Source organism: Pseudomonas sp. S35 (assembly GCF_009866765.1).
Classification (GTDB): Bacteria; Pseudomonadota; Gammaproteobacteria; order Pseudomonadales; family Pseudomonadaceae; genus Aquipseudomonas.
The window spans coordinates 4,399,766-4,418,821 of the sequence record NZ_CP019431.1 but is presented as its reverse complement, the minus strand read 5'-3'; the positions used below and the strand labels follow the sequence as shown (position 1 = coordinate 4,418,821).

Below are 19,056 nucleotides of genomic sequence, written 5' to 3'. Positions count from 1 at the left end.
TTTTGATGAGCGATAAAAAAGCACAAACCCGCGAACGCATTCTGCAGGCCGCCAGTGCCGCGTTGATCCAGCGCGGCCCGGCTGAGCCGAGCGTTGGCGAAGTCATGGGCGCGGCGGGGCTGACCGTCGGTGGTTTCTACGCGCACTTTGAAAGCAAGGATGCGCTGATGCTGGAGGCCTTTACACAGCTGCTGGCGCGGCGCCGTGCATCCATCGACGACATGGACGCGCAATTGACCGGCGAAGAGCGCAGGGGGCTGGTGGCGGCGTTTTATCTGTCGCGCAAGCATCGGGACTCTACGGCCCAGGCCTGTCCGATCCCAGCGACCGTCGGTGAGATGGCTCGCTTGCCGGACACCTTCCGCGACGCGCTGAACGAGCATGTGGAGCTGATGGCCGCGCAACTCGCCGCCACGCCCGAAGATACAGACAAGGCCTTGGCTGACATGGCCCTGATGATTGGTGGCTTGGCGTTGGCCCGTGCCTTGGGGCCGGGTGAACTGTCGGATCGAGTGTTGCGCGCTGCCAAGTCGGCTGTGCGATAGGAAGAGGGCTCGCGCAATGGGCACGTTAACCTGGATTCGTCGTTTCAACGGCACGCTGGGGCACTTGGCGCCACAGACGGTGGCGAGCAAGATGCGTCGTGCCTTCATGACGCCGCGCGACCTGCCTCCCCGCGACTGGGAGTTGCCGCTGCTGGCGCAATCGGAGCGCATCACATTGCGCTTCGGCTTGTCGGCCCTGCGCTGGGGGCAAGGCCCTGCTGTCTTGTTGATGCATGGCTGGGAAGGCCGACCCACTCAGTTCGCCAGCCTGATCACCGCCCTGGTCGACAACGGCTATTCTGTGATTGCGTTGGATGGTCCTGCCCACGGGCGCTCACCGGGGCGTGAGGCCCATGTGTTGCTGTTTGCCCGTGCCATGCTTGAAGCCGCTGCCGAGTTGCCGCCGCTGCATGCGGTGGTCGGTCACTCCATGGGCGGCGCCAGTGCGATGCTGGCGGTGCAGTTGGGGTTGCGCACCCAGGCGCTGGTCAGTATTGCTGCGCCGTCGCGCTTCCTGGATGTGCTGCGCGGTTTTACCCACATGGTCGGTTTGCCGGCGCGGGCGCGGTCGGCGTTTATCCAGGAGGTGGAGCACGCGTTCGGAATGCCGCTCAAGCATTTGGATGTGGCGCACTACCAGATGAATATCCCCGGGCTGATCGTGCACGCCGAAGACGATACCTTTGTGCCTGTCAACGCCTCGCAAGCCATCCATGACGCCTGGTTCGACAGCCGCCTGCTGCGCCTGGAGCAGGGCGGGCACCAAAAAGTGCTGGCCGATCCTCGGGTGATCGACGGCGTGCTGGCGCTGTTGGCGGGCTGCTGTCTACAGGCGCGGCAACGTGCCTGATACACTGCTGCCCGCCGACATTAATCGACCGGGAGCAAGGCATGGGCTGGGATTTGGCAACGCCGTTTATCATCGATCTGCAGGTTGCCCCTGAAGACATCGACGGGCTGGGGCACGCCAACAACGCGGTGTACGTGTCGTGGCTGGAGCGTTGCGCCTGGCGCCATTCCCAGCGGCTGGGGCTGGACCTGACCGAGTATCGCCGCCTGGACCGCGCCATGGCCGTGGTGCGCCATGAGATTGACTACCTGGCCGCCGGCTATGAAGGCGACGAATTGCAACTGGCCACCTGGATCGTCGATTGGGACCAGCGCCTGAAAATGACCCGCCGCTTTCAACTGGTCCGCCCGTGTGACGGTGTAACCCTGCTGCGTGCGCAAACCACCTTCGTGTGTATTGAGTTGTCCAGCGGCAAGCCCAAGCGCATGCCGGCGCAGTTTCTCGACGGTTATGGCCCTGCCCTGACAGGGGGTTAACGGTTGCTGTGGGAAACCCAGTAAACTGCGCCACGATTTTTGTTGAGTGTTTCCCATGCAAATTGCTTTGGCGCCCATGGAGGGGTTGGTCGACAACATCCTGCGCGATGTATTGACTCGCGTGGGCGGTATTGACTGGTGCGTGACCGAGTTCATCCGCGTCAACGACCGCCTGCTGACCCCGGCGTACTTCCACAAACTGGCGCCAGAGTTGCTGCACGGCGCTCACACCGCGGCGGGCGTGCCCTTGCGCGTGCAATTGCTCGGTTCCGACCCGGTGTGCCTGGCAGAAAACGCTGCCCTGGCCTGCGAGCTGGGTTCGCAAGTGATCGACCTGAACTTCGGCTGCCCGGCCAAGACCGTCAACAAGTCCCGTGGCGGTGCGGTGTTGCTCAAGGAGCCGGAGCTGCTCAACCAGATCGTCGAACACGTACGCCGCGCAGTCCCTGCGCATATCCCGGTGACAGCCAAGATGCGCCTGGGCTTCGATAGCCCGGACGGTGCCCTGGTCTGCGCCACCGCCCTGGCCGAGGGTGGCGCGGCGCATATTGTGGTGCATGCGCGCACCAAGACCGATGGCTATAAGCCGCCGGCCCATTGGGAGTGGATCCCGCGAGTGCAGGACGTGGTCAAGGTGCCGGTGTTCGCCAATGGCGATATCTGGAGCGTCGAAGACTGGCGCCGCTGCCGGGAAATCAGCGGGGTGGAAGACATCATGCTCGGCCGCGGCCTGGTGGCGCGGCCCGACCTGGCGCGGCAGATTGCAGCCGCGCGCGCTGGTGAAGAGGTGGTGGAGATGACCTGGGCGCAGATGCAGCCCATGCTTCATGAGTTCTGGACCCAATCGGTCGCGCAACTGACTGAGAAGCAGGCGCCTGGCCGTTTGAAGCAGTGGCTGGCGATGTTGACGCGTAATTACCCGCAGGCCGTGGAGCTGTTCACCGCTCTTCGCCGTGAAACGGATGTGCGGCAAGTGAGTTGCCTGCTGGGTATAAACCATCCTGAAGCGGGTTAAATACTTTTGAGGGGCACCGGTTTAGATGTATGAAACATGCCCTGTAAGTGTGGGGATCTATCGAGGAACTTTTTGTGAGCTGGTGGCCACGTAAAGGGTGGGCGGCCGGTCAGTAATGCGTGGGAGTGGTTGGTTTTTGCATTCATCTTGTTGGCCGTCTAAAAATCGAACAACTAAAGGATGTGAGTTTTTATGTTTAATCCAAGTTTAAGTTTTCCATCAAATCCACCACCAGTTGTTACCACCACCGTTAGTGTACCCAATGGCAATAATTATCAGATGGGTCAACCCGGTGGTGGATGCATGGGCCATGGTATCCATTATGGAGCTCCCCAAGCGTCAAATACACAGCCCGGTACGGTTCAAGTTCAAACTCAAGTTCAACCTCAGCCTGAGGAGAAGAAAGGTTTCTTTGCCAAGATTGGCGGTTTCTTCGGAGGTGTGGTGGGTGCGGTCGGTAGCGTTATTGGTGGCATTGGTAGCGCCATCGGTGGTGTGCTGGGTGGTATTGGAAAGTTGTTTAGTTAGTCAGTTGAGTTGCACCAGTTTTTGGCCAGTTTGGCCAGGCGGTTTTCGGTAAGGCTTTCGTCAGTAATCGGCCTGCCGGTGTGATGTTGGTAAAGCGGGCAGTCCCAGGATTGGATTGGGGGCTGTACTAAAGAGTTACTGTTTTTGTTGGCTAATTGGTGCGTTGGTTTCAACCTTAAAATAAGCGGCTGCCACTGTTCACTTGGAACGTGGCAGTCGGTCATGTAACAGTTACATCAGTAACTGTCTGAACTCTTTCAGTGGTAGCGGCCGGCTATAGATAAAACCTTGGTACAGGTGGCATCCCAGCGCTTGCAGGAATGCCAGTTGCTCCGGGGTTTCGACGCCCTCTGCGATCACTTCCAGGTTCAAGCTGCGAGCCATGGCCACGATGGCGCGGATGATTTCGGCGTCGTTGGGGTCGTGGGTCGCGTCGCGCACAAACGACTGGTCGATCTTCAGCGCATCCACCGGCAGGCGTTTGAGGTAGGTCAGCGATGAGTAACCGGTGCCAAAGTCATCCATCGCAAAGCTCACGCCGAGCTTTTTCAGGCGGCGCATTTTGTTGACGGTGTCATCCAGGTTCTGGATCACGATGCCTTCGGTGATTTCCAGTTTCAGTAGGCTGTAGGGCAGTGAATGCTGCTTGAGGCTGTGCTCCACCCGTTCCACGAAGTCGTTCTGGCGAAACTGGCGGGGGCTGATGTTCACGCACAGGCTGAAATTCAGCGGGTCGACCTTGCCCTCTTTGATCAGTTGCCCAAAGGCGGCGCAGGCTTCATCGAGGATCCAGGTGCCCACTTCGAGGATCAGGCCGCTGTCTTCCAACACCTTGATAAATTCCGACGGTGACTGCGCACCCAGTTGCGGGTGCTGCCAGCGCACCAAGGCCTCGGCGCCGACGATCGTGTTGTCGCGTGCATCCACCTGGGGTTGGTAGTGAACGCTGAACTCGCCGCGTGACAGCGCCAGGCGCAGGTCGGTTTCCATGCGCAGGCGTTCGCTGGCGGTTTTTTGCATGCTGTTGTGGAACATCTGCGTGGTGTTGCGTCCTGAGTCCTTGGCGCGGTACAGGGCGATGTCGGCGCGCTTGAGCAAGTCCGCCGGGGTCGAGCCATGATCGGGAATCAGCGCCACGCCGATGCTGGGCGTGACCTGTAAGCGATGCCCGTCGAGGAACATCGGCTCCGACAGCAATTCACGCAGGGTGTCGGCCAGTTCCTGCACCTGATTGCTCACCTCCATGCGCGAGCCGTCCAGGCCGCTGAGCAACACCACGAACTCATCACCGCCCAGGCGCGCCACGGTGTCTTCCATGCGTACGCTGGCTTCAAGGCGTGCCGTGACGATTTTCAGCACTGTGTCGCCCACTGGGTGGCCGAGCGAGTCGTTGATGTGCTTGAAGTGGTCAAGATCGAGGAACAACAGCGCGCCGCGCAGATTGTGGCGCTTGAGCAGGGCGATCTGCTGGCTCAGGCGATCCATCAGCAGTGCGCGGTTGGGCAGGTTGGTGAGCGGGTCGTGGTAGGCCAGGTGGCGGATCTGCGCCTGGGCGTTTTTCAGCAGGCTCACGTCCCGCGCGGTCAGCAACAGGCAGGGGGTTTCATTCAGGGTGATGGGCTCCACCGACACTTCTACCGCCAGCACGTCGCCACGCTTGTTGTGCCAGAGCATCTCCAGGTGGTGAATACGGCCCTTGACCTGCAACTCGGCCAGCAGTGCCGAGCGTTGGTTTTCGTCGGCCCAGATACCGATCTGGTACAGCGTGAGGCCAATGGCATCTTCGGCGCGGTAGCCGGTCAGGCGGCAGAAGCCATCGTTGACCTCTACATAACGGCCCGTATCACGCTCGGTAATGGAAATCGCATCGGGGCTGGAATGGAAGGCCTTGGCGAATTTCTCTTCGCTGGCCTTCAGCGCGGCCTCGGAACGTTGTTGTTGGGTGATGTCACGCAACGTGGTGACGATGCACGACTGGTCGCCGACTTTGATCAGGCGGCTGGAAATCATGCAGGTCAGGCTCTGGCCGTCCTTGTGGTGCACCACCACGGCCACGTTGCTCAGCGCCTGTTCGCGAATCACCCGCTCAATACGTTGCAGGCGCTGGTTCGAGTCATCCCACAGGCCGATCTGGTCGGCGCTTTTGTCGATCACCTCGGTGGCGGTCCAGCCAAAGGTCTGGGTGAAGGCTGGGTTGATCTCGATAAAGGCGCCGCTGTCCACGCCAGTGACGCAGATCGGGTCGGGGCTCGCCTGGAACAGGCTGGCGAATTTTTCTTCGGAGGCGCTCAGGCGTTGTTCGCGTTCCACTTGGTCGGTGATGTCCAGCAGGGTGCCCGCCATGCGCAGCGGTGTGCCTTGCTCGTCGCGGTACAGGCGGGCACGGCTTTCCAGGTAGCGCGAGGTGCCGTCTTCCATGGGGACGCGATAGGTCAGTTGATAATTGCCGGCGGGGCCTTCGCGCAGGGTGCGGTAGGCGTTGCGCATGTTGTCTCGGTCTTCGCCGGGCATGCCTTCGAAAAACGCCTCGAACGATTCATGAAACGGCTCCGGCGGCAGGCCATGCAACTGGGCGGCGCGGGCTGAACCGTAGAGCAGGCCGCTGGGGATGTGCCAGTCCCAGGTGCCCAACTGCGCGGAATCCAGGGCCAGGTCAAGGCGTTCCTGGCTGTCCTTGAGCGCCTGTTCGGCATTTTTACGTTCGGTGGTGTCGAGGAATGTGCTGATCAGGTAAGCCTCGCCCTCCAGCTCGACCTTTTGCGCACTGAGCGTGCCATCGTGTACCTGGCCGTTACTGGCGCAAAACTGCACCTCCAGGGTGATGGGCTCACCCTTGCGCTGAGTCGCCTTGACCAACTGCGCGCGCTGCTCGGGGTGGCGCCACAGGCCCAGGTCCAGGGTGGTGCGGCCAATGACGTCGGCCACTGGCCAGCCGAACAGCATTTCGAAGTATTGGTTGGCCTCGCTGATCAGGCCATCCGACTGGCGCGTGAGCAGCACCATGTTCGGGCACAGGTGAAAGAGCGTGGCGAAGCGTTTTTCGGAGTGCCCCAGCGCGTTTTCACGCTCGCGCTGGTGAGTGAACTCGCGGATCACTCCAATCATGCGGCGCCTGCCGGCCTTGTCCGGCAGCAGGCTGCCGTTGACTTCCAGCCAATGAAAGCTGCCATCTGGCCACCGGATTCGATGGTGCATGGCCTGCCCGAACGGTTCGCCCGCCAATACCGCATGAAACGCCCGTACCACCCGTGCGCGATCTGACGGTGCCAGCAAGTCCAGGTAGTCCAGGTCCTTGGGCAGCGGTTGGCGTGGGTCAAAACCAAACAGTGCCTGGGTGCCCCGCGACCAACTTATTCTTCCGCTGTCGATTTCCCAGCACCATGCGCCCAGCCGTGCAGCATTGAGGGCTGCCAGCAGTTGCGGGGCGCTGTCCCAGCTTTGCTCCGCCTCTTGGGGGTCCAGGGCGTAGATGCGGGGCAGGGGTGGTACGGAATCGACGGGGTTGCGCATTAGCAAAGGGCCTTGGCTCGATGGGCAAACAACGCGGTAAGACTCAGAACCCGGGGCCGCACAGTGTCATGCCGATATCCCTGGCAGATCCACCTGTGCATCCAATAGGCTCATGAAAGCCCGCGCAGCATTCGACAGCGTCCTTTCGGTGTGCACGATATAGCCTAGCTGGCGACTGAGTTGTATGCCCGGCAAAGCGATACTTGCCACTTGATCATCGAGCATGGTGCGTGGCAGCACGCTCCAGGCCAGCCCGATGGACACCATCATCTTGATAGTTTCCAGATAGTTAGTGCTCATCGCGATGTTCGGTGTCAGGCCCTGGGCTTCGAACAGTCGACTGACAATATGGTGCGTAAAGGTATTGCCCCCTGGGAAAACTGCCGGGTGGCCGGCGATGTCGGCCAGGCTGATGGAGCCGTTGCTGATCAGGCTGTGCTCCGGCGCCACCACAAAGTCCAGTGGGTCGTCCCACACCGCAGTGGCGCGCACCAGGTTGTGGGGGTCGGGCGCCAGGGTAATCACTGCCACTTCGGCACGACCGTGGAGGATTTCCTCGTAGGCGACCTCCGAATCGAGAAACTGAATATCCAGCGCCACGTTGGGGTATTGCCGGGTAAAGGTGCGCAGGATCGGCGGCAGGCGATGCAAACCAATATGGTGACTGGTGGCCAGGGTGAGGCGGCCGCTGACTTCGCCTGTGAGGTTGGTGAGGGCGCGGCGGGTGTCGTCGAGTACATTGAGGATTTGATAGGCGCGCGGCAGCAGGGCTCGCCCGGCCTCGGTCAGGCCCACTTCACGGCCTAGGCGATCGAACAGGCGCACCTTCAATTGTTGCTCCAGGCCGGCGATGCGTTTGCTGATGGCCGGTTGGGTCAGGTGCAGGCGTTCGCCGGCGCCGGAGAAACTGCCGGTCTCGGCGATGGCGATAAAGGCGTTGAGGTTGGCCAGGTCCATTGTGGTATTCCAGTTGGTAATCCAAAGCATAAAAAATATGAATTTGAGTTATTTAATGTAGCGCCATACCATCAGCCTCACAAGCCAAAGGGTTATTGAAAAACCCGGCGCATAGCAAGACCGATGATGAGGACCGACTGATGGCCGGCAAAACGCTTTACGACAAGCTTTGGGATTCCCATGAAGTGAAACGGCGCGATGATGGGTCGTCGCTGATCTATATCGACCGTCACATCATCCATGAAGTGACCTCGCCCCAAGCGTTCGAAGGCCTGCGACTGGCCGGGCGCAAGCCTTGGCGCGTCGACTCGATCATCGCCACCCCGGACCACAACGTGCCGACCACCCCCGAGCGCAAAGGCGGCATCGACGCCATCGTCGACACCGTGTCGCGCTTGCAGGTGCAGACCCTCGACGACTACTGCGACGAATATGGCATCACCGAATTCAAGATGAATGACGTGCGTCAAGGCATCGTCCATGTAATCGGCCCGGAGCAGGGCGCGACCTTGCCAGGCATGACCGTGGTCTGCGGCGACTCCCACACCTCCACCCACGGTGCTTTCGGCGCCCTGGCGCACGGCATCGGTACTTCGGAGGTGGAACATGTGTTCGCCACCCAGTGCCTGGTCGCCAAGAAAATGAAGAACATGCTGGTGTCGGTCGAAGGCACGTTGCCGTTCGGCGTAACCGCCAAGGACATCGTGCTCGCCGTGATCGGCAAGATCGGCACCGCCGGCGGTAACGGCCATGCCATCGAGTTCGCCGGCAGCGCGATTCGCGACCTGTCCATCGAAGGCCGCATGACCATCTGCAACATGTCCATCGAAGCCGGTGCCCGCGTGGGCATGGTGGCGGCAGACGAAAAGACCGTCGAGTACGTCAAGGGTCGTCCCTTTGCACCGGCAGGCGCCGATTGGGATGCCGCCGTGGAAGCCTGGAAAGACTTGGTCTCCGACGCCGATGCGGTGTTCGACACCGTGGTCGAGCTCGACGCGGCCCAGATCAAGCCGCAAGTCAGCTGGGGCACCTCGCCGGAAATGGTCTTGGCCGTCGACCAGAACGTGCCGGACCCGGCCAAAGAAGCCGATTTGGTCAAGCGCGGCTCCATCGAGCGTGCCTTGAAGTACATGGGTTTGAAAGCCAACCAGGCGATCACCGACATCCAGTTGGATCGCGTGTTCATCGGCTCTTGCACCAACTCGCGGATCGAAGACCTGCGCGCTGCAGCGGTCATCGCCAAGGGCCGCAAGGTGGCCTCGACCATCAAGCAAGCCATCGTGGTGCCGGGCTCGGGCCTGGTCAAAGCGCAAGCTGAAGCCGAAGGCCTGGACAAGATCTTCCTCGAAGCCGGTTTTGAATGGCGCGAGCCGGGCTGTTCCATGTGCCTGGCGATGAACCCGGACCGCTTGGAGTCGGGCGAGCATTGCGCGTCCACCTCCAACCGTAACTTCGAAGGGCGTCAGGGCGCCGGTGGGCGTACCCACCTGGTCAGCCCGGCCATGGCCGCTGCGGCTGCCGTCAACGGTCGTTTCATCGACGTTCGCGAATTGATCTGAGGAATACCCGATGCGTGCTTTTACACAACACACAGGTTTAGTCGCGCCGTTGGACCGTGCCAACGTGGACACCGACCAGATCATCCCCAAGCAGTTCTTGAAGTCGATCAAGCGCACCGGTTTCGGCCCCAACCTGTTCGATGAGTGGCGCTACCTGGACGTGGGCTACGCCTATCAGGACAACTCCAAGCGCCCGCTGAACAAGGACTTCGTGCTCAACGCCGAGCGTTACCAAGGCGCCAGTGTATTGCTGGCCCGGGAAAACTTCGGCTGCGGCTCCAGCCGTGAACACGCGCCGTGGGCCCTGGAAGAATATGGCTTTCGCAGCATCATCGCGCCGAGCTACGCCGACATCTTCTTCAATAACAGCTTCAAGAACGGCCTGCTGCCGATCATCTTGACCGACGCAGAAGTCGACGAACTGTTCAAACAGGTGGAAGCCGACGTGGGCTACCAACTGACCGTCGACCTGGCCGCGCAAACCGTGACCCGTCCGGACGGCAAGGTGTACCACTTTGAAGTGGACGCCTTCCGTAAGCACTGCCTGATCAATGGTTTGGACGATATCGGCCTGACGTTGCAGGACGGCGATGCGATTGCGGCGTTTGAAACCAAGCACCGGTCGAGCCAGCCTTGGTTGTTTCGAGATTGATGTAGGCAGGACCGGCCTCATCGGGGGCCAGTGTTAACCACACAAAACCCAAGGAACTCACCATGACCAGCACCGCCCACACCCAAGTCGTGCAAAAACAATTCGGCGAGCAAGCCTCGGCCTACCTGAGCAGTGCCGTGCACGCCCAGGGCACCGAATTCGCGCTGCTCCAGGCCGAACTGGCGGGGCAGGGCAGCGCACGACTGCTGGACCTGGGCTGCGGTGCCGGTCATGTCAGTTTCCATGTGGCGCCGCTGGTTAAAGAAGTGGTGGCCTACGACCTGTCCCAGCAGATGCTCGACGTGGTGGCCGCGGCTGCGCAGGATCGCGGTTTCACCAATATCAGCACCGTTAACGGCGCCGCTGAACGCTTGCCGTTCGCCGATGGCGAGTTCGACTTCGTGTTCAGCCGTTATTCGGCCCACCACTGGAGCGACCTTGGCCTGGCCCTGCGCGAAGTGCGCCGGGTGCTCAAGCCCGGCGGCGTGGCGGCATTCGTGGATGTGTTGTCGCCGGGCAGCCCGCTGTTGGACACTTACCTGCAAACCGTCGAAGTGCTGCGCGACACCAGCCACGTGCGCGATTACTCTGCTGGCGAGTGGATGCGCCAGCTCAGCGAAGCCGGTCTGCATGTACGTAACAGCAGCCGCCAGCGCCTGCGCCTGGAGTACACCTCGTGGGTCGAACGCATGCGCACGCCGCAAGCCCTGCGCGCCGCAATCCTGGAGCTGCAACAGGCGATGGGCCAGGAAGTGCGTGATTATTACGAGATTCAAGCCGACGGCACCTTCAGCACCGACGTGCTGGTGGTCTGGGCCGAACGCTAGTTATTTTTCCCGACCTGCCCGCGGGCGGGTCGCTTGATGAAATGAGGAACCCATGAGCAAGCAGATTCTGATTCTCCCTGGCGACGGTATCGGGCCGGAAATCATGGCCGAAGCGGTCAAGGTCCTGGAGCTTGCCAACAGCAAGTACAGCCTGGGCTTTGAGCTGAGCCACGACGTGATCGGTGGCGCGGCTATCGACAAGCACGGCGTGCCATTGGCCGACGAAACACTGGACCGCGCCCGTGCCGCCGACGCCGTGCTGCTCGGCGCTGTGGGTGGCCCGAAGTGGGACAAGATCGAGCGTGACATCCGCCCTGAGCGCGGCCTGCTGAAGATCCGCGCGCAACTGGGCCTGTTCGGCAACCTGCGCCCGGCCATCCTCTATCCGCAACTGGCGGATGCGTCGAGCCTCAAGCCGGAAGTGGTCGCGGGCCTGGATATCCTGATCGTGCGTGAGCTGACCGGTGGCATCTACTTCGGCTCGCCACGTGGCGTGCGTGAACTGGAGAATGGCGAGCGCCAGGCCTACGACACCCTGCCTTACAGCGAAAGCGAAATCCGCCGTATCGCCCGTGTCGGTTTCGACATGGCCCGCGTGCGTGGCAAGAAGGTCTGCTCGGTGGATAAAGCCAACGTGCTGGCCTCCAGCCAACTGTGGCGCGAAATCGTCGAAGAAGTGGCCAAGGACTACCCGGACGTCGAACTGAGCCACATGTACGTCGACAACGCCGCCATGCAGTTGGTGCGTGCGCCGAAGCAGTTTGACGTGATCGTGACCGACAACCTGTTCGGTGACATCCTGTCCGACCAGGCGTCGATGCTCACCGGCTCCATCGGCATGCTGCCGTCGGCGTCCCTGGACACCAACAACAAGGGCATGTACGAGCCTTGCCACGGCTCGGCGCCGGATATCGCAGGCCAGGGCATAGCCAACCCGCTGGCGACCATTTTGTCGGTCTCGATGATGCTGCGTTACAGCTTCAACCTGAGCGATGCGGCGGACGCAATCGAGCAAGCCGTGAGCCTGGTGCTGGACCAGGGTTTGCGCACGGGCGACATCTGGTCGCAGGGTTGCACCAAAGTCGGTACGCAAGAAATGGGCGACGCAGTAGTCGCCGCGCTGCGGAATCTGTAATCTCTCGGGCCCGCTTGCAGTTGTTGCTGCAAGGCGGCCCACTTTTTAACAAGGTGTAGTTGCGATGAAACGTGTAGGTCTGATCGGTTGGCGCGGTATGGTCGGTTCCGTGCTCATGCAGCGGATGCTGGAAGAGCAGGATTTCGATCTTATTGAGCCGGTGTTTTTCACCACGTCGAACGTGGGTGGCCAAGGGCCGTCTGTGGGCAAGGACATTGCCCCGCTCAAGGACGCCTACAGCATTGACGAGCTCAAGACCCTCGACGTCATCGTGACCTGTCAGGGTGGCGACTACACCAGCGAAGTCTTCCCCAAGCTGCGCGAAGCCGGCTGGCAGGGTTACTGGATCGACGCCGCGTCGAGCCTGCGCATGCAGGACGATGCCGTGATCATCCTCGACCCGGTCAACCGCAAGGTCATTGACCAGCAACTCGATGCTGGCACCAAGAACTACGTCGGCGGCAACTGCACCGTCAGCCTGATGCTGATGGGTCTGGGTGGCTTGTTCGAAGCCGGCCTGGTCGAGTGGATGAGCGCCATGACCTACCAGGCGGCGTCCGGTGCCGGCGCGCAGAACATGCGCGAGCTGATCAAGCAGATGGGCGCGACCCATGCCGCTGTTGCCGATCAACTGGCCGACCCGGCCAGCGCGATCCTCGACATCGACCGTCGTGTGGCCGAAGCCATGCGCAGCGATGCCTACCCGACCGAGAACTTCGGTGTGCCATTGGCCGGCAGCCTGATCCCGTGGATCGACAAGGAACTGCCGAACGGCCAGAGCCGTGAAGAGTGGAAGGCCCAGGCCGAGACCAACAAGATCCTTGGTCGCTTCAAGAGCCCGATCCCGGTCGACGGTATCTGCGTGCGCATCGGCGCCATGCGCTGCCACAGCCAGGCGCTGACCATCAAGCTGAACAAAGACGTACCGATCGCCGATATCGAAGGGCTGATCAGCCAGCACAACCCGTGGGTCAAGCTGGTGCCGAACAACCGCGATATCAGCATGCAGGAACTGAGCCCGACCAAGGTCACCGGCACCCTGAATGTACCGGTAGGCCGTCTGCGCAAGCTGAACATGGGCAGCCAGTTCCTCGGTGCGTTCACCGTTGGCGACCAACTGCTGTGGGGCGCGGCTGAGCCGTTGCGCCGCATGCTGCGGATTTTGCTGGAGCGTTGATCGCTTGAGGCAATAATAGAAACCCGCGTTCTGGTGACAGGCGCGGGTTTTTTGTTGCCCTTTAGGGCCTCATCGGGGGCAAGCCCCCTGCCACAAGGGTACGCATTCCAAATGTGGGAGGGGCTTGCTCCCGATAAGGCCTTAAGCCACACCACACACCCCAGCTTAATTGCCTCACCCCCAGCCACCCGGTAAAGTGCCGCTCCCCCCGCAATGCCCGAGGCAGCCCCCATGACCCAGACCTTTGAAATCGCCGTGATCGGCGCGACCGGCACCGTTGGCGAAACCCTGGTGCAGATTCTCGAAGAGCTGGCGTTCCCGGTGGGTACCCTGTACCTGCTGGCCGGCAACAATTCCGCCGGCGCCTCGGTGCCGTTTCGCGGCAAGAACGTGCGGGTCAAGGAAGTTGATGAGTTCGATTTCAGCAAGGTGCAGCTGGCCTTCTTCGCTGCCGGCCCGGCAGTCACCCTGAGCTTCGCGCCGCGTGCAACGGCGGCGGGCTGCTCGGTGATCGACTTGTCCGGTGCTTTGCCCGCCGAACAGGCGCCGCAGGTGGTGCCGGAAGCCAATGCCCATGTTCTTGAAGGGTTGAAAAAGCCGTTCCAGCTCGGCAGCCCAAGCCCTAGCGCCACCAACCTGGCCGTGGTGCTGGCGCCGTTGCTGGGTTTGCTGGATATCCAGCGTGTCAGCGTTACCGCAAACCTGGCGGTGTCGGCCCAAGGACGTGAAGCGGTCAGCGAATTGGCCCGACAGACCGCGGAGCTGCTGAACGTACGCCCTTTGGAGCCGAAGTTCTTCGACCGGCAAATGGCTTTCAACCTGTTGGCGCAAGTCGGTACGCCAGACGCCCAAGGTCATACAGCCCTGGAGAAACGTCTCGTACACGAGCTGCGTGCCGTGCTGGAAACTCCTTTGCTAAAGATTTCCGCGACATGCGTTCAAGCCCCGGTGTTTTTTGGCGATAGCCTGGCTGTGTCCTTGCAGTTGGGCGCGCCGGTGGACCTTGTTGCTGTCAACCGCGCACTTGACGCCGCGCCCGGTTTGGAGTTTGTAGAGGAGGGCGATTACCCCACTGCCGTGGGTGATGCCGTAGGCCAGGACGTAGTCTATGTAGGACGTGTGCGCGCAGGCGTGGATGACCCTGCGGAACTAAATCTGTGGCTGACGTCAGATAACGTACGCAAAGGCGCAGCTCTGAATGCCGTGCAGTTGGCGCAGTTGTTGATAAAACGCCTTGTGTAAAAGATACTTGGCGGCAATTTGTAGATTGATTCTAGCCAGGCGCTATGCTTGGCCCCAAGCAGGAACAGATGCGCGTCGGTGACCTATCGGCTCGCCATGCCTTATGGCAAGCGGTTACCACCCTTCTCGCAGGTCGGGGAGTGTTCAAACAAAGGATGAGGCTATGGTTCAAGTTCGCAAACTGGTGTTAGCAATAGCGGCCGCCTCGGCGCTGTCTTCCGGTATGGCGCAGGCGCTGCAGCTGGGGGAGATGACCCTTAAGTCGAAGTTGAACCAGCCGTTGTCGGTGGAAATCGAATTGCTCGATGTCGGCGGCCTCACGGCGTCCGAGATCACCCCGAGCCTGGCTTCGTCCCAGGCGTTTGTGGATGCGGGCGTGGACCGCCAGGCGTTTCTCAATGACCTGACGTTCACCCCGGTGATCAACCCCAGCGGCCGCAGCGTGGTGCGTGTCACTTCAAGCAAGCCGTTGCCTGACTCCTACATACGTTTCCTGTTGCAGGTGCAATGGCCCAGCGGCCGCCTGATGCGCGACTACAGCGTGCTGCTCGACCCGGCCAAGTTCGACCAGTCGGCACCGACCCCGGCTGCGCCGGCTCCCCGCCTGAGTGCGCCAACCCGCAGTACGCCAGCAGTTAGCAAGGCCGCGCAGCATACGACCACGGCCCATGACACCCTGTGGGAAATCGCCGAAAAGAATCGCAATGGCGGCTCGGTGCAGCAGACCATGCTGGCCATCCAGGCGTTGAACCCAGGCGCCTTTGTCGACGGCAATATCAACCGTCTTAAAACCGGCCAGGTCCTGCGCCTTCCAGACGTCGTACAAAGTACCGCGCTGCCGCAGCCCCAGGCGATTGCCGAAGTGAATGCGCAAACCATCGCCTGGCGCCAGGGGCGGCGCACGGCGGCCAATCAGGCGGCGGGCAAGCAGCAACTGGACGCCACCAAGCGCAGCCAGGCTGGTAGTGCACCTGCCACTACCAGTGCCAAGGACAATCTAAGCCTGGTCTCGGCCGCAGCGGCCAAGAAGGGCGGCAAAGGCGGCGCCGGTGACAGTCAGGCGCTGAGCGATAAGCTGGCGATGACCCAGGAGCAACTGGACACCACCCGCCGTGACAACGACGAGCTCAAAAGCCGTGCGGCAGACTTGCAGAGCCAGTTGGACAAGCTGCAAAAACTCATTCAACTGAAAAACGATCAACTGGCCAGGCTGCAGGCGGAAAAAGGCGCCCCGGCAGCTCAGGCGACGCCAGCGATGCCCGCGCAGTTGGCGAGCGACCCGGCTGCCACTCCGGCAGCCCCTGTGGCCGAGGCAGCCACGCCAGCACCTGCCGCGCCAGCGCCTGAGCCGGTTAAGCCCGTCGCTCCCGCTGAGGCCACCGAAGGCAAATTCAACGACCTGCTGACCAATCCGGTTGTCCTCGGTGTCGTAGGCGGTGCGGCTGGCCTGCTGGTGTTGCTGCTCTTGCTGCTGTGGTTGCGTCATCGCAATGCCCGCCGCGAAGAGGAAAAACACCTGCGTATGGCGCGGGCACTGGCTGAAGAGCCGGTGTTTACCTCCAGCATCGACGATGACCTGCCACCGGACAGCTTTGAAGGCCTCGAAGTGGCGGCGCCAAACGTCAAGCTGGCAGCCGCTCCAGCGCCTGCTCCCGTCGTCGAGCCTGCAGTGGTGGTGCCTACGGTGGCTTCCGTGCTCTCGCCCCTCGCCGCTGCCGTGGCGCCGCAAAACGCCAACGATGCACTGGCGCAAGCTCAATCCCACATCGACCGTGGTCATCTGAACCAGGCTGCGGATGTGCTGGAACAAGCGATCAAGCACGAGCCCAAGCGCAGCGACTTGCGTTTGAAGCTGATGGAGGTCTGCGGCCTGCAGAGCGACAAGAACGGTTTCGTCACCCAGGAGCGTCAACTGGTGGCCACGGGTGAGAATCATGCCCAGGTCGAGCAACTCAAGTCGCGCTTCCCGGCTATGGCCGTGTTGGCGGCCGGTGTCAGTGCCGCCGTTGCGGCAGCGGCCCTGGATGCCCAGTACGTGAAGGATTTGCTGGAAGACAAACCCACAGTCGCCACCCCGCAGGCAGAAACGTTCGACACGGATTTCGACCTGAGCTTGGACGATCTGGAAGCCGTTTCGCCGGAAGTGGTTGCCCAGAACGATGATCTGAGTTTTGAGTCCGTACTGCAGCAGCAGACTGACGCCAAGGCCAGCACGGATGACCTGTCTGATTTCGACCTGGATCTGGATCTGGAATTATCCCCACCGTCTTCTCAGTCAGATGATGATTTTCTCTCCGGGCTTGAGGCGCCGACAGCCAGCGGGGCAGCGATCGATCCGCCGACCTTGACGCCTCCTGCGCCGGGTGACTTCGACCTGCCGGACGACTTTGATCTGTCCCTGGCCGACGAGTTGCAGGCGCCTGCTGCTACGCCTGACGCGTTCGCGTCTGAGCTGGATGATGTCAATGCGGAGCTGGACCGTCTGTCCCAGAGCCTGGAGCATCCGCCGATCGAGCCGTCTTTCACGGCAGAAGACGCGGCGTTGGGTGAAGACGAGTCGGAGTTCGATTTCCTCGCCGGTACCAATGAAGTCGCCACCAAGCTGGACCTGGCCCAGGCCTACATCGAAATGGGTGATGCCGACGGCGCGCGGGATATTCTTTCTGAAGTCTTGACCGAGGGCGATGAAGCCCAGCGCGGTGAAGCCAAGGAGATGCTCGACCGGTTGGCTTGATCGCTGGCGGTTGACGTGACGGCGACCTTCGGGTCGCCGTTTTGCTTTCTGGGCCACCAAACACATGGCGTCTCGGGCGCGCCGCCTTATAATGGCGGCCTTTGCGCAACTCATCGGGCTCTCAGTTCTTGGCAAATATAGATAACGCGGCCGCCGAAATGGCGGCCGCAGGCTTTTACCGCATCGCCCTGGGCGTGGAATATAAAGGCTCGCGCTATCGTGGCTGGCAGCGCCAGGCGTCGGGTGTGCTGACGGTGCAGGAAACCCTGGAAAAGGCCTTGTCCAAGGTCGCCGATTCGCCGGTGTCGCTGATGTGCGCCGGGCGTACCGATGCGGGTGTGCATGCCTGCGGCCAGGTGGTGCACTTCGACACCCAGGCCGAACGCACGATGAAAGCGTGGGTGATGGGCGCCAATATCAATTTGCCCCACGACGTCAGCGTCAGTTGGGCCAAGGTCATGCCGGCGCATTTTCATGCGCGCTTCAAGGCCATCGCTCGGCGCTACCGCTACGTGATCTACAACGACCAGATCCGTCCGGCGCACCTTAACGAAGAAATCACCTGGAACCACCGCCCACTGGATGCCGAGCGCATGGCCGAGGCCGCGCAGCACTTGGTTGGTGTGCACGACTTCAGCGCCTTCCGTGCCGGCCAGTGCCAGGCGAAGTCGCCGATCAAGGAAGTCCATCACCTGCGAGTGACCCGTCACGGCAAGATGATCGTGCTCGACATTCGTGCCGGTGCGTTCCTGCACCATATGGTGCGCAACATTGCTGGGGTACTGATGACCATCGGCACTGGCGAGCGCCCGGTGGAATGGGCCAGGGAAGTGCTCGAAAGCCGCGTTCGCCGCACTGGCGGAGTGACGGCCCACCCGTTTGGCCTGTACCTGGTGGATGTCGAGTACCGCGACGAATTCGAGTTGCCGGAGCGTTTTATCGGGCCACACTTCCTCACTGGGTTCAGTGAACTTGGCGGCTGACGCCTGGAAAAGCTTTTGTTACCATCCGGGACTTTCTCGGCACAACCCTGAGGTTTCCACGACATGTCAGCCGTTCGCAGCAAGATTTGCGGGATTACCCGCATAGAAGACGCGCTGGCGGCAGTCGAGGCGGGTGCGGATGCGATTGGCTTGGTGTTTTATGCCAAGAGCCCGCGGGCGGTGAATGTGCTGCAGGCGCGGGCGATCATCGCCGCCTTGCCGCCGTTCGTGACCAGCGTGGGGTTGTTCGTCAACGCCAGCCGCTGTGAACTCAACGAAACCCTGGATGCCGTGCAACTGGATATGCTGCAGTTTCATGGCGACGAAACCCCGGACGAATGTGAAAGCTATCAGCGCCCGTACATCAAGGCGCTGCGCGTCAAGGCCGGCGACGACATCGCCAGTGCGTGTGCTGCCTATGCTAGCGCACGCGGGATATTGCTGGACACCTATGTCGAAGGCGTGCCGGGCGGTACCGGCGAGGCGTTCGATTGGTCGCTGATTCCGCAGGGGTTGAGCCAGCCGATCATCCTGGCAGGTGGGCTGACCCCGGCGAATGTGGTCGCGGCCATCGAACAGGTCCGCCCGTATGCCGTGGATGTCAGCGGTGGCGTGGAGCAGGGCAAGGGCATTAAGGATCACGGCAAGATTCGCGCATTCATGCAGGCGGTGCGTAACGGTAGTGTCGGGATGTGACGGCTGGCAGTCTGCCGCCGTCCATAACTACCACTGTGTAAAACCGGCGTCGCCTGAGGGTGGCCCGGAAATAGAAGTGGCAACCTTGCGCTGGCAGGTTGTCTGGAAGGCTGAGGGATGCAGGCTGGAAATGGCAGGTCGAACGTCTGACCCCGTCCAGTCCGCGTCAT

General features: G+C 61.5%; 16 protein-coding genes. 14 read left to right on the top strand and 2 right to left on the bottom strand.

Translation table 11 applies throughout. The features are described from left to right. Positions 1–5: 5 nt before the first annotated feature. From PspS35_RS19650 to PspS35_RS19630, 5 genes are all read left to right on the top strand, one after another. On the top strand, positions 6–545 hold the full coding sequence (locus tag PspS35_RS19650; RefSeq protein WP_159936422.1) for a TetR/AcrR family transcriptional regulator: 540 nt from the start codon (positions 6–8) through the stop codon (positions 543–545). 16 nt (positions 546–561) lie between these two features. Then, entirely contained in the window at positions 562–1,395 is an 834-nt protein-coding gene (locus PspS35_RS19645) for an alpha/beta fold hydrolase (protein WP_159936421.1), read from the top strand. Between the two features lie 41 nt (positions 1,396–1,436). Further along, on the top strand, positions 1,437–1,871 hold the full coding sequence (locus PspS35_RS19640; protein ID WP_159936420.1) for a thioesterase family protein: 435 nt from the start codon (positions 1,437–1,439) through the stop codon (positions 1,869–1,871). A gap of 55 nt (positions 1,872–1,926) precedes the next feature. After that, the gene (locus PspS35_RS19635; protein ID WP_159936419.1) at positions 1,927–2,886 is read left to right on the top strand and encodes a tRNA-dihydrouridine synthase; all 960 of its coding nucleotides are present in this window, start codon (positions 1,927–1,929) and stop codon (positions 2,884–2,886) included. A 192-nt stretch (positions 2,887–3,078) separates the two neighbouring features. Beyond that, on the top strand, positions 3,079–3,414 hold the full coding sequence (locus PspS35_RS19630) for a hypothetical protein (RefSeq protein ID WP_159936418.1): 336 nt from the start codon (positions 3,079–3,081) through the stop codon (positions 3,412–3,414). Positions 3,415–3,645: 231 nt separating this feature from the next. On the opposite strand, the gene PspS35_RS19625 is transcribed toward PspS35_RS19630, so the two are convergent. Both PspS35_RS19625 and PspS35_RS19620 read right to left on the bottom strand, forming a co-directional pair. Further along, positions 3,646–6,924, bottom strand: coding sequence for an EAL domain-containing protein (locus PspS35_RS19625; protein ID WP_159936417.1), 3,279 nt, complete (start codon positions 6,922–6,924; stop codon positions 3,646–3,648). 66 nt (positions 6,925–6,990) lie between these two features. Then, on the bottom strand, positions 6,991–7,881 hold the full coding sequence (locus PspS35_RS19620; RefSeq protein ID WP_159936416.1) for a LysR family transcriptional regulator: 891 nt from the start codon (positions 7,879–7,881) through the stop codon (positions 6,991–6,993). Between the two features lie 140 nt (positions 7,882–8,021). Here PspS35_RS19620 and leuC point away from each other — a divergent pair, with 140 nt between their 5' ends. The 9 genes from leuC to PspS35_RS19575 all read left to right on the top strand — a co-directional run bounded on the left by leuC (position 8,022) and on the right by PspS35_RS19575 (position 18,886). Next, complete coding sequence (gene leuC / locus PspS35_RS19615; RefSeq protein ID WP_122307578.1) at positions 8,022–9,440, top strand: 3-isopropylmalate dehydratase large subunit; 1,419 nt, start codon at positions 8,022–8,024, stop codon at positions 9,438–9,440. Between the two features lie 10 nt (positions 9,441–9,450). Further along, positions 9,451–10,092: a 3-isopropylmalate dehydratase small subunit gene (gene leuD / locus PspS35_RS19610; RefSeq protein ID WP_159936415.1), complete on the top strand. Its 642-nt coding sequence runs from the start codon at positions 9,451–9,453 to the stop codon at positions 10,090–10,092. 62 nt (positions 10,093–10,154) lie between these two features. Continuing rightward, positions 10,155–10,919, top strand: coding sequence for a class I SAM-dependent methyltransferase (locus PspS35_RS19605; RefSeq protein ID WP_159936414.1), 765 nt, complete (start codon positions 10,155–10,157; stop codon positions 10,917–10,919). 52 nt (positions 10,920–10,971) lie between these two features. Continuing rightward, positions 10,972–12,054, top strand: a complete 1,083-nt coding sequence (gene leuB / locus PspS35_RS19600) for a 3-isopropylmalate dehydrogenase (protein ID WP_017737859.1) — start codon at positions 10,972–10,974, stop codon at positions 12,052–12,054. A 64-nt stretch (positions 12,055–12,118) separates the two neighbouring features. Further along, on the top strand, positions 12,119–13,231 hold the full coding sequence (gene asd, locus PspS35_RS19595) for an aspartate-semialdehyde dehydrogenase (RefSeq protein ID WP_032888280.1): 1,113 nt from the start codon (positions 12,119–12,121) through the stop codon (positions 13,229–13,231). A 231-nt stretch (positions 13,232–13,462) separates the two neighbouring features. Then, positions 13,463–14,473, top strand: a complete 1,011-nt coding sequence (locus PspS35_RS19590) for an aspartate-semialdehyde dehydrogenase (protein WP_159936413.1) — start codon at positions 13,463–13,465, stop codon at positions 14,471–14,473. A gap of 163 nt (positions 14,474–14,636) precedes the next feature. Beyond that, entirely contained in the window at positions 14,637–17,207 is a 2,571-nt protein-coding gene (locus PspS35_RS19585; protein WP_159936412.1) for a FimV/HubP family polar landmark protein, read from the top strand. A gap of 158 nt (positions 17,208–17,365) precedes the next feature. After that, a complete protein-coding gene (truA, locus tag PspS35_RS19580; RefSeq protein ID WP_159938086.1) occupies positions 17,366–18,190 on the top strand; it encodes a tRNA pseudouridine(38-40) synthase TruA in 825 nt (274 codons plus the stop codon). A 63-nt stretch (positions 18,191–18,253) separates the two neighbouring features. Further along, on the top strand, positions 18,254–18,886 hold the full coding sequence (locus PspS35_RS19575; protein WP_159936411.1) for a phosphoribosylanthranilate isomerase: 633 nt from the start codon (positions 18,254–18,256) through the stop codon (positions 18,884–18,886). Positions 18,887–19,056 lie beyond the last annotated feature (170 nt).

Coding starts and splice junctions, on each gene's coding strand:
- PspS35_RS19585 (WP_159936412.1), top strand. CDS start 14,637: ATGGTTCAAGTTCGCAAACTGGTGTTAGCAATAGCGGCCGCCTCGGCG.
- PspS35_RS19590 (WP_159936413.1), top strand. CDS start 13,463: ATGACCCAGACCTTTGAAATCGCCGTGATCGGCGCGACCGGCACCGTT.
- leuD (WP_159936415.1), top strand. CDS start 9,451: ATGCGTGCTTTTACACAACACACAGGTTTAGTCGCGCCGTTGGACCGT.
- PspS35_RS19640 (WP_159936420.1), top strand. CDS start 1,437: ATGGGCTGGGATTTGGCAACGCCGTTTATCATCGATCTGCAGGTTGCC.
- PspS35_RS19650 (WP_159936422.1), top strand. CDS start 6: ATGAGCGATAAAAAAGCACAAACCCGCGAACGCATTCTGCAGGCCGCC.
- PspS35_RS19575 (WP_159936411.1), top strand. CDS start 18,254: ATGTCAGCCGTTCGCAGCAAGATTTGCGGGATTACCCGCATAGAAGAC.
- truA (WP_159938086.1), top strand. CDS start 17,366: ATGGCGGCCGCAGGCTTTTACCGCATCGCCCTGGGCGTGGAATATAAA.
- asd (WP_032888280.1), top strand. CDS start 12,119: ATGAAACGTGTAGGTCTGATCGGTTGGCGCGGTATGGTCGGTTCCGTG.
- PspS35_RS19635 (WP_159936419.1), top strand. CDS start 1,927: ATGCAAATTGCTTTGGCGCCCATGGAGGGGTTGGTCGACAACATCCTG.
- leuB (WP_017737859.1), top strand. CDS start 10,972: ATGAGCAAGCAGATTCTGATTCTCCCTGGCGACGGTATCGGGCCGGAA.
- leuC (WP_122307578.1), top strand. CDS start 8,022: ATGGCCGGCAAAACGCTTTACGACAAGCTTTGGGATTCCCATGAAGTG.
- PspS35_RS19645 (WP_159936421.1), top strand. CDS start 562: ATGGGCACGTTAACCTGGATTCGTCGTTTCAACGGCACGCTGGGGCAC.
- PspS35_RS19605 (WP_159936414.1), top strand. CDS start 10,155: ATGACCAGCACCGCCCACACCCAAGTCGTGCAAAAACAATTCGGCGAG.
- PspS35_RS19625 (WP_159936417.1), bottom strand. CDS start 6,924: ATGCGCAACCCCGTCGATTCCGTACCACCCCTGCCCCGCATCTACGCC.
- PspS35_RS19620 (WP_159936416.1), bottom strand. CDS start 7,881: ATGGACCTGGCCAACCTCAACGCCTTTATCGCCATCGCCGAGACCGGC.
- PspS35_RS19630 (WP_159936418.1), top strand. CDS start 3,079: ATGTTTAATCCAAGTTTAAGTTTTCCATCAAATCCACCACCAGTTGTT.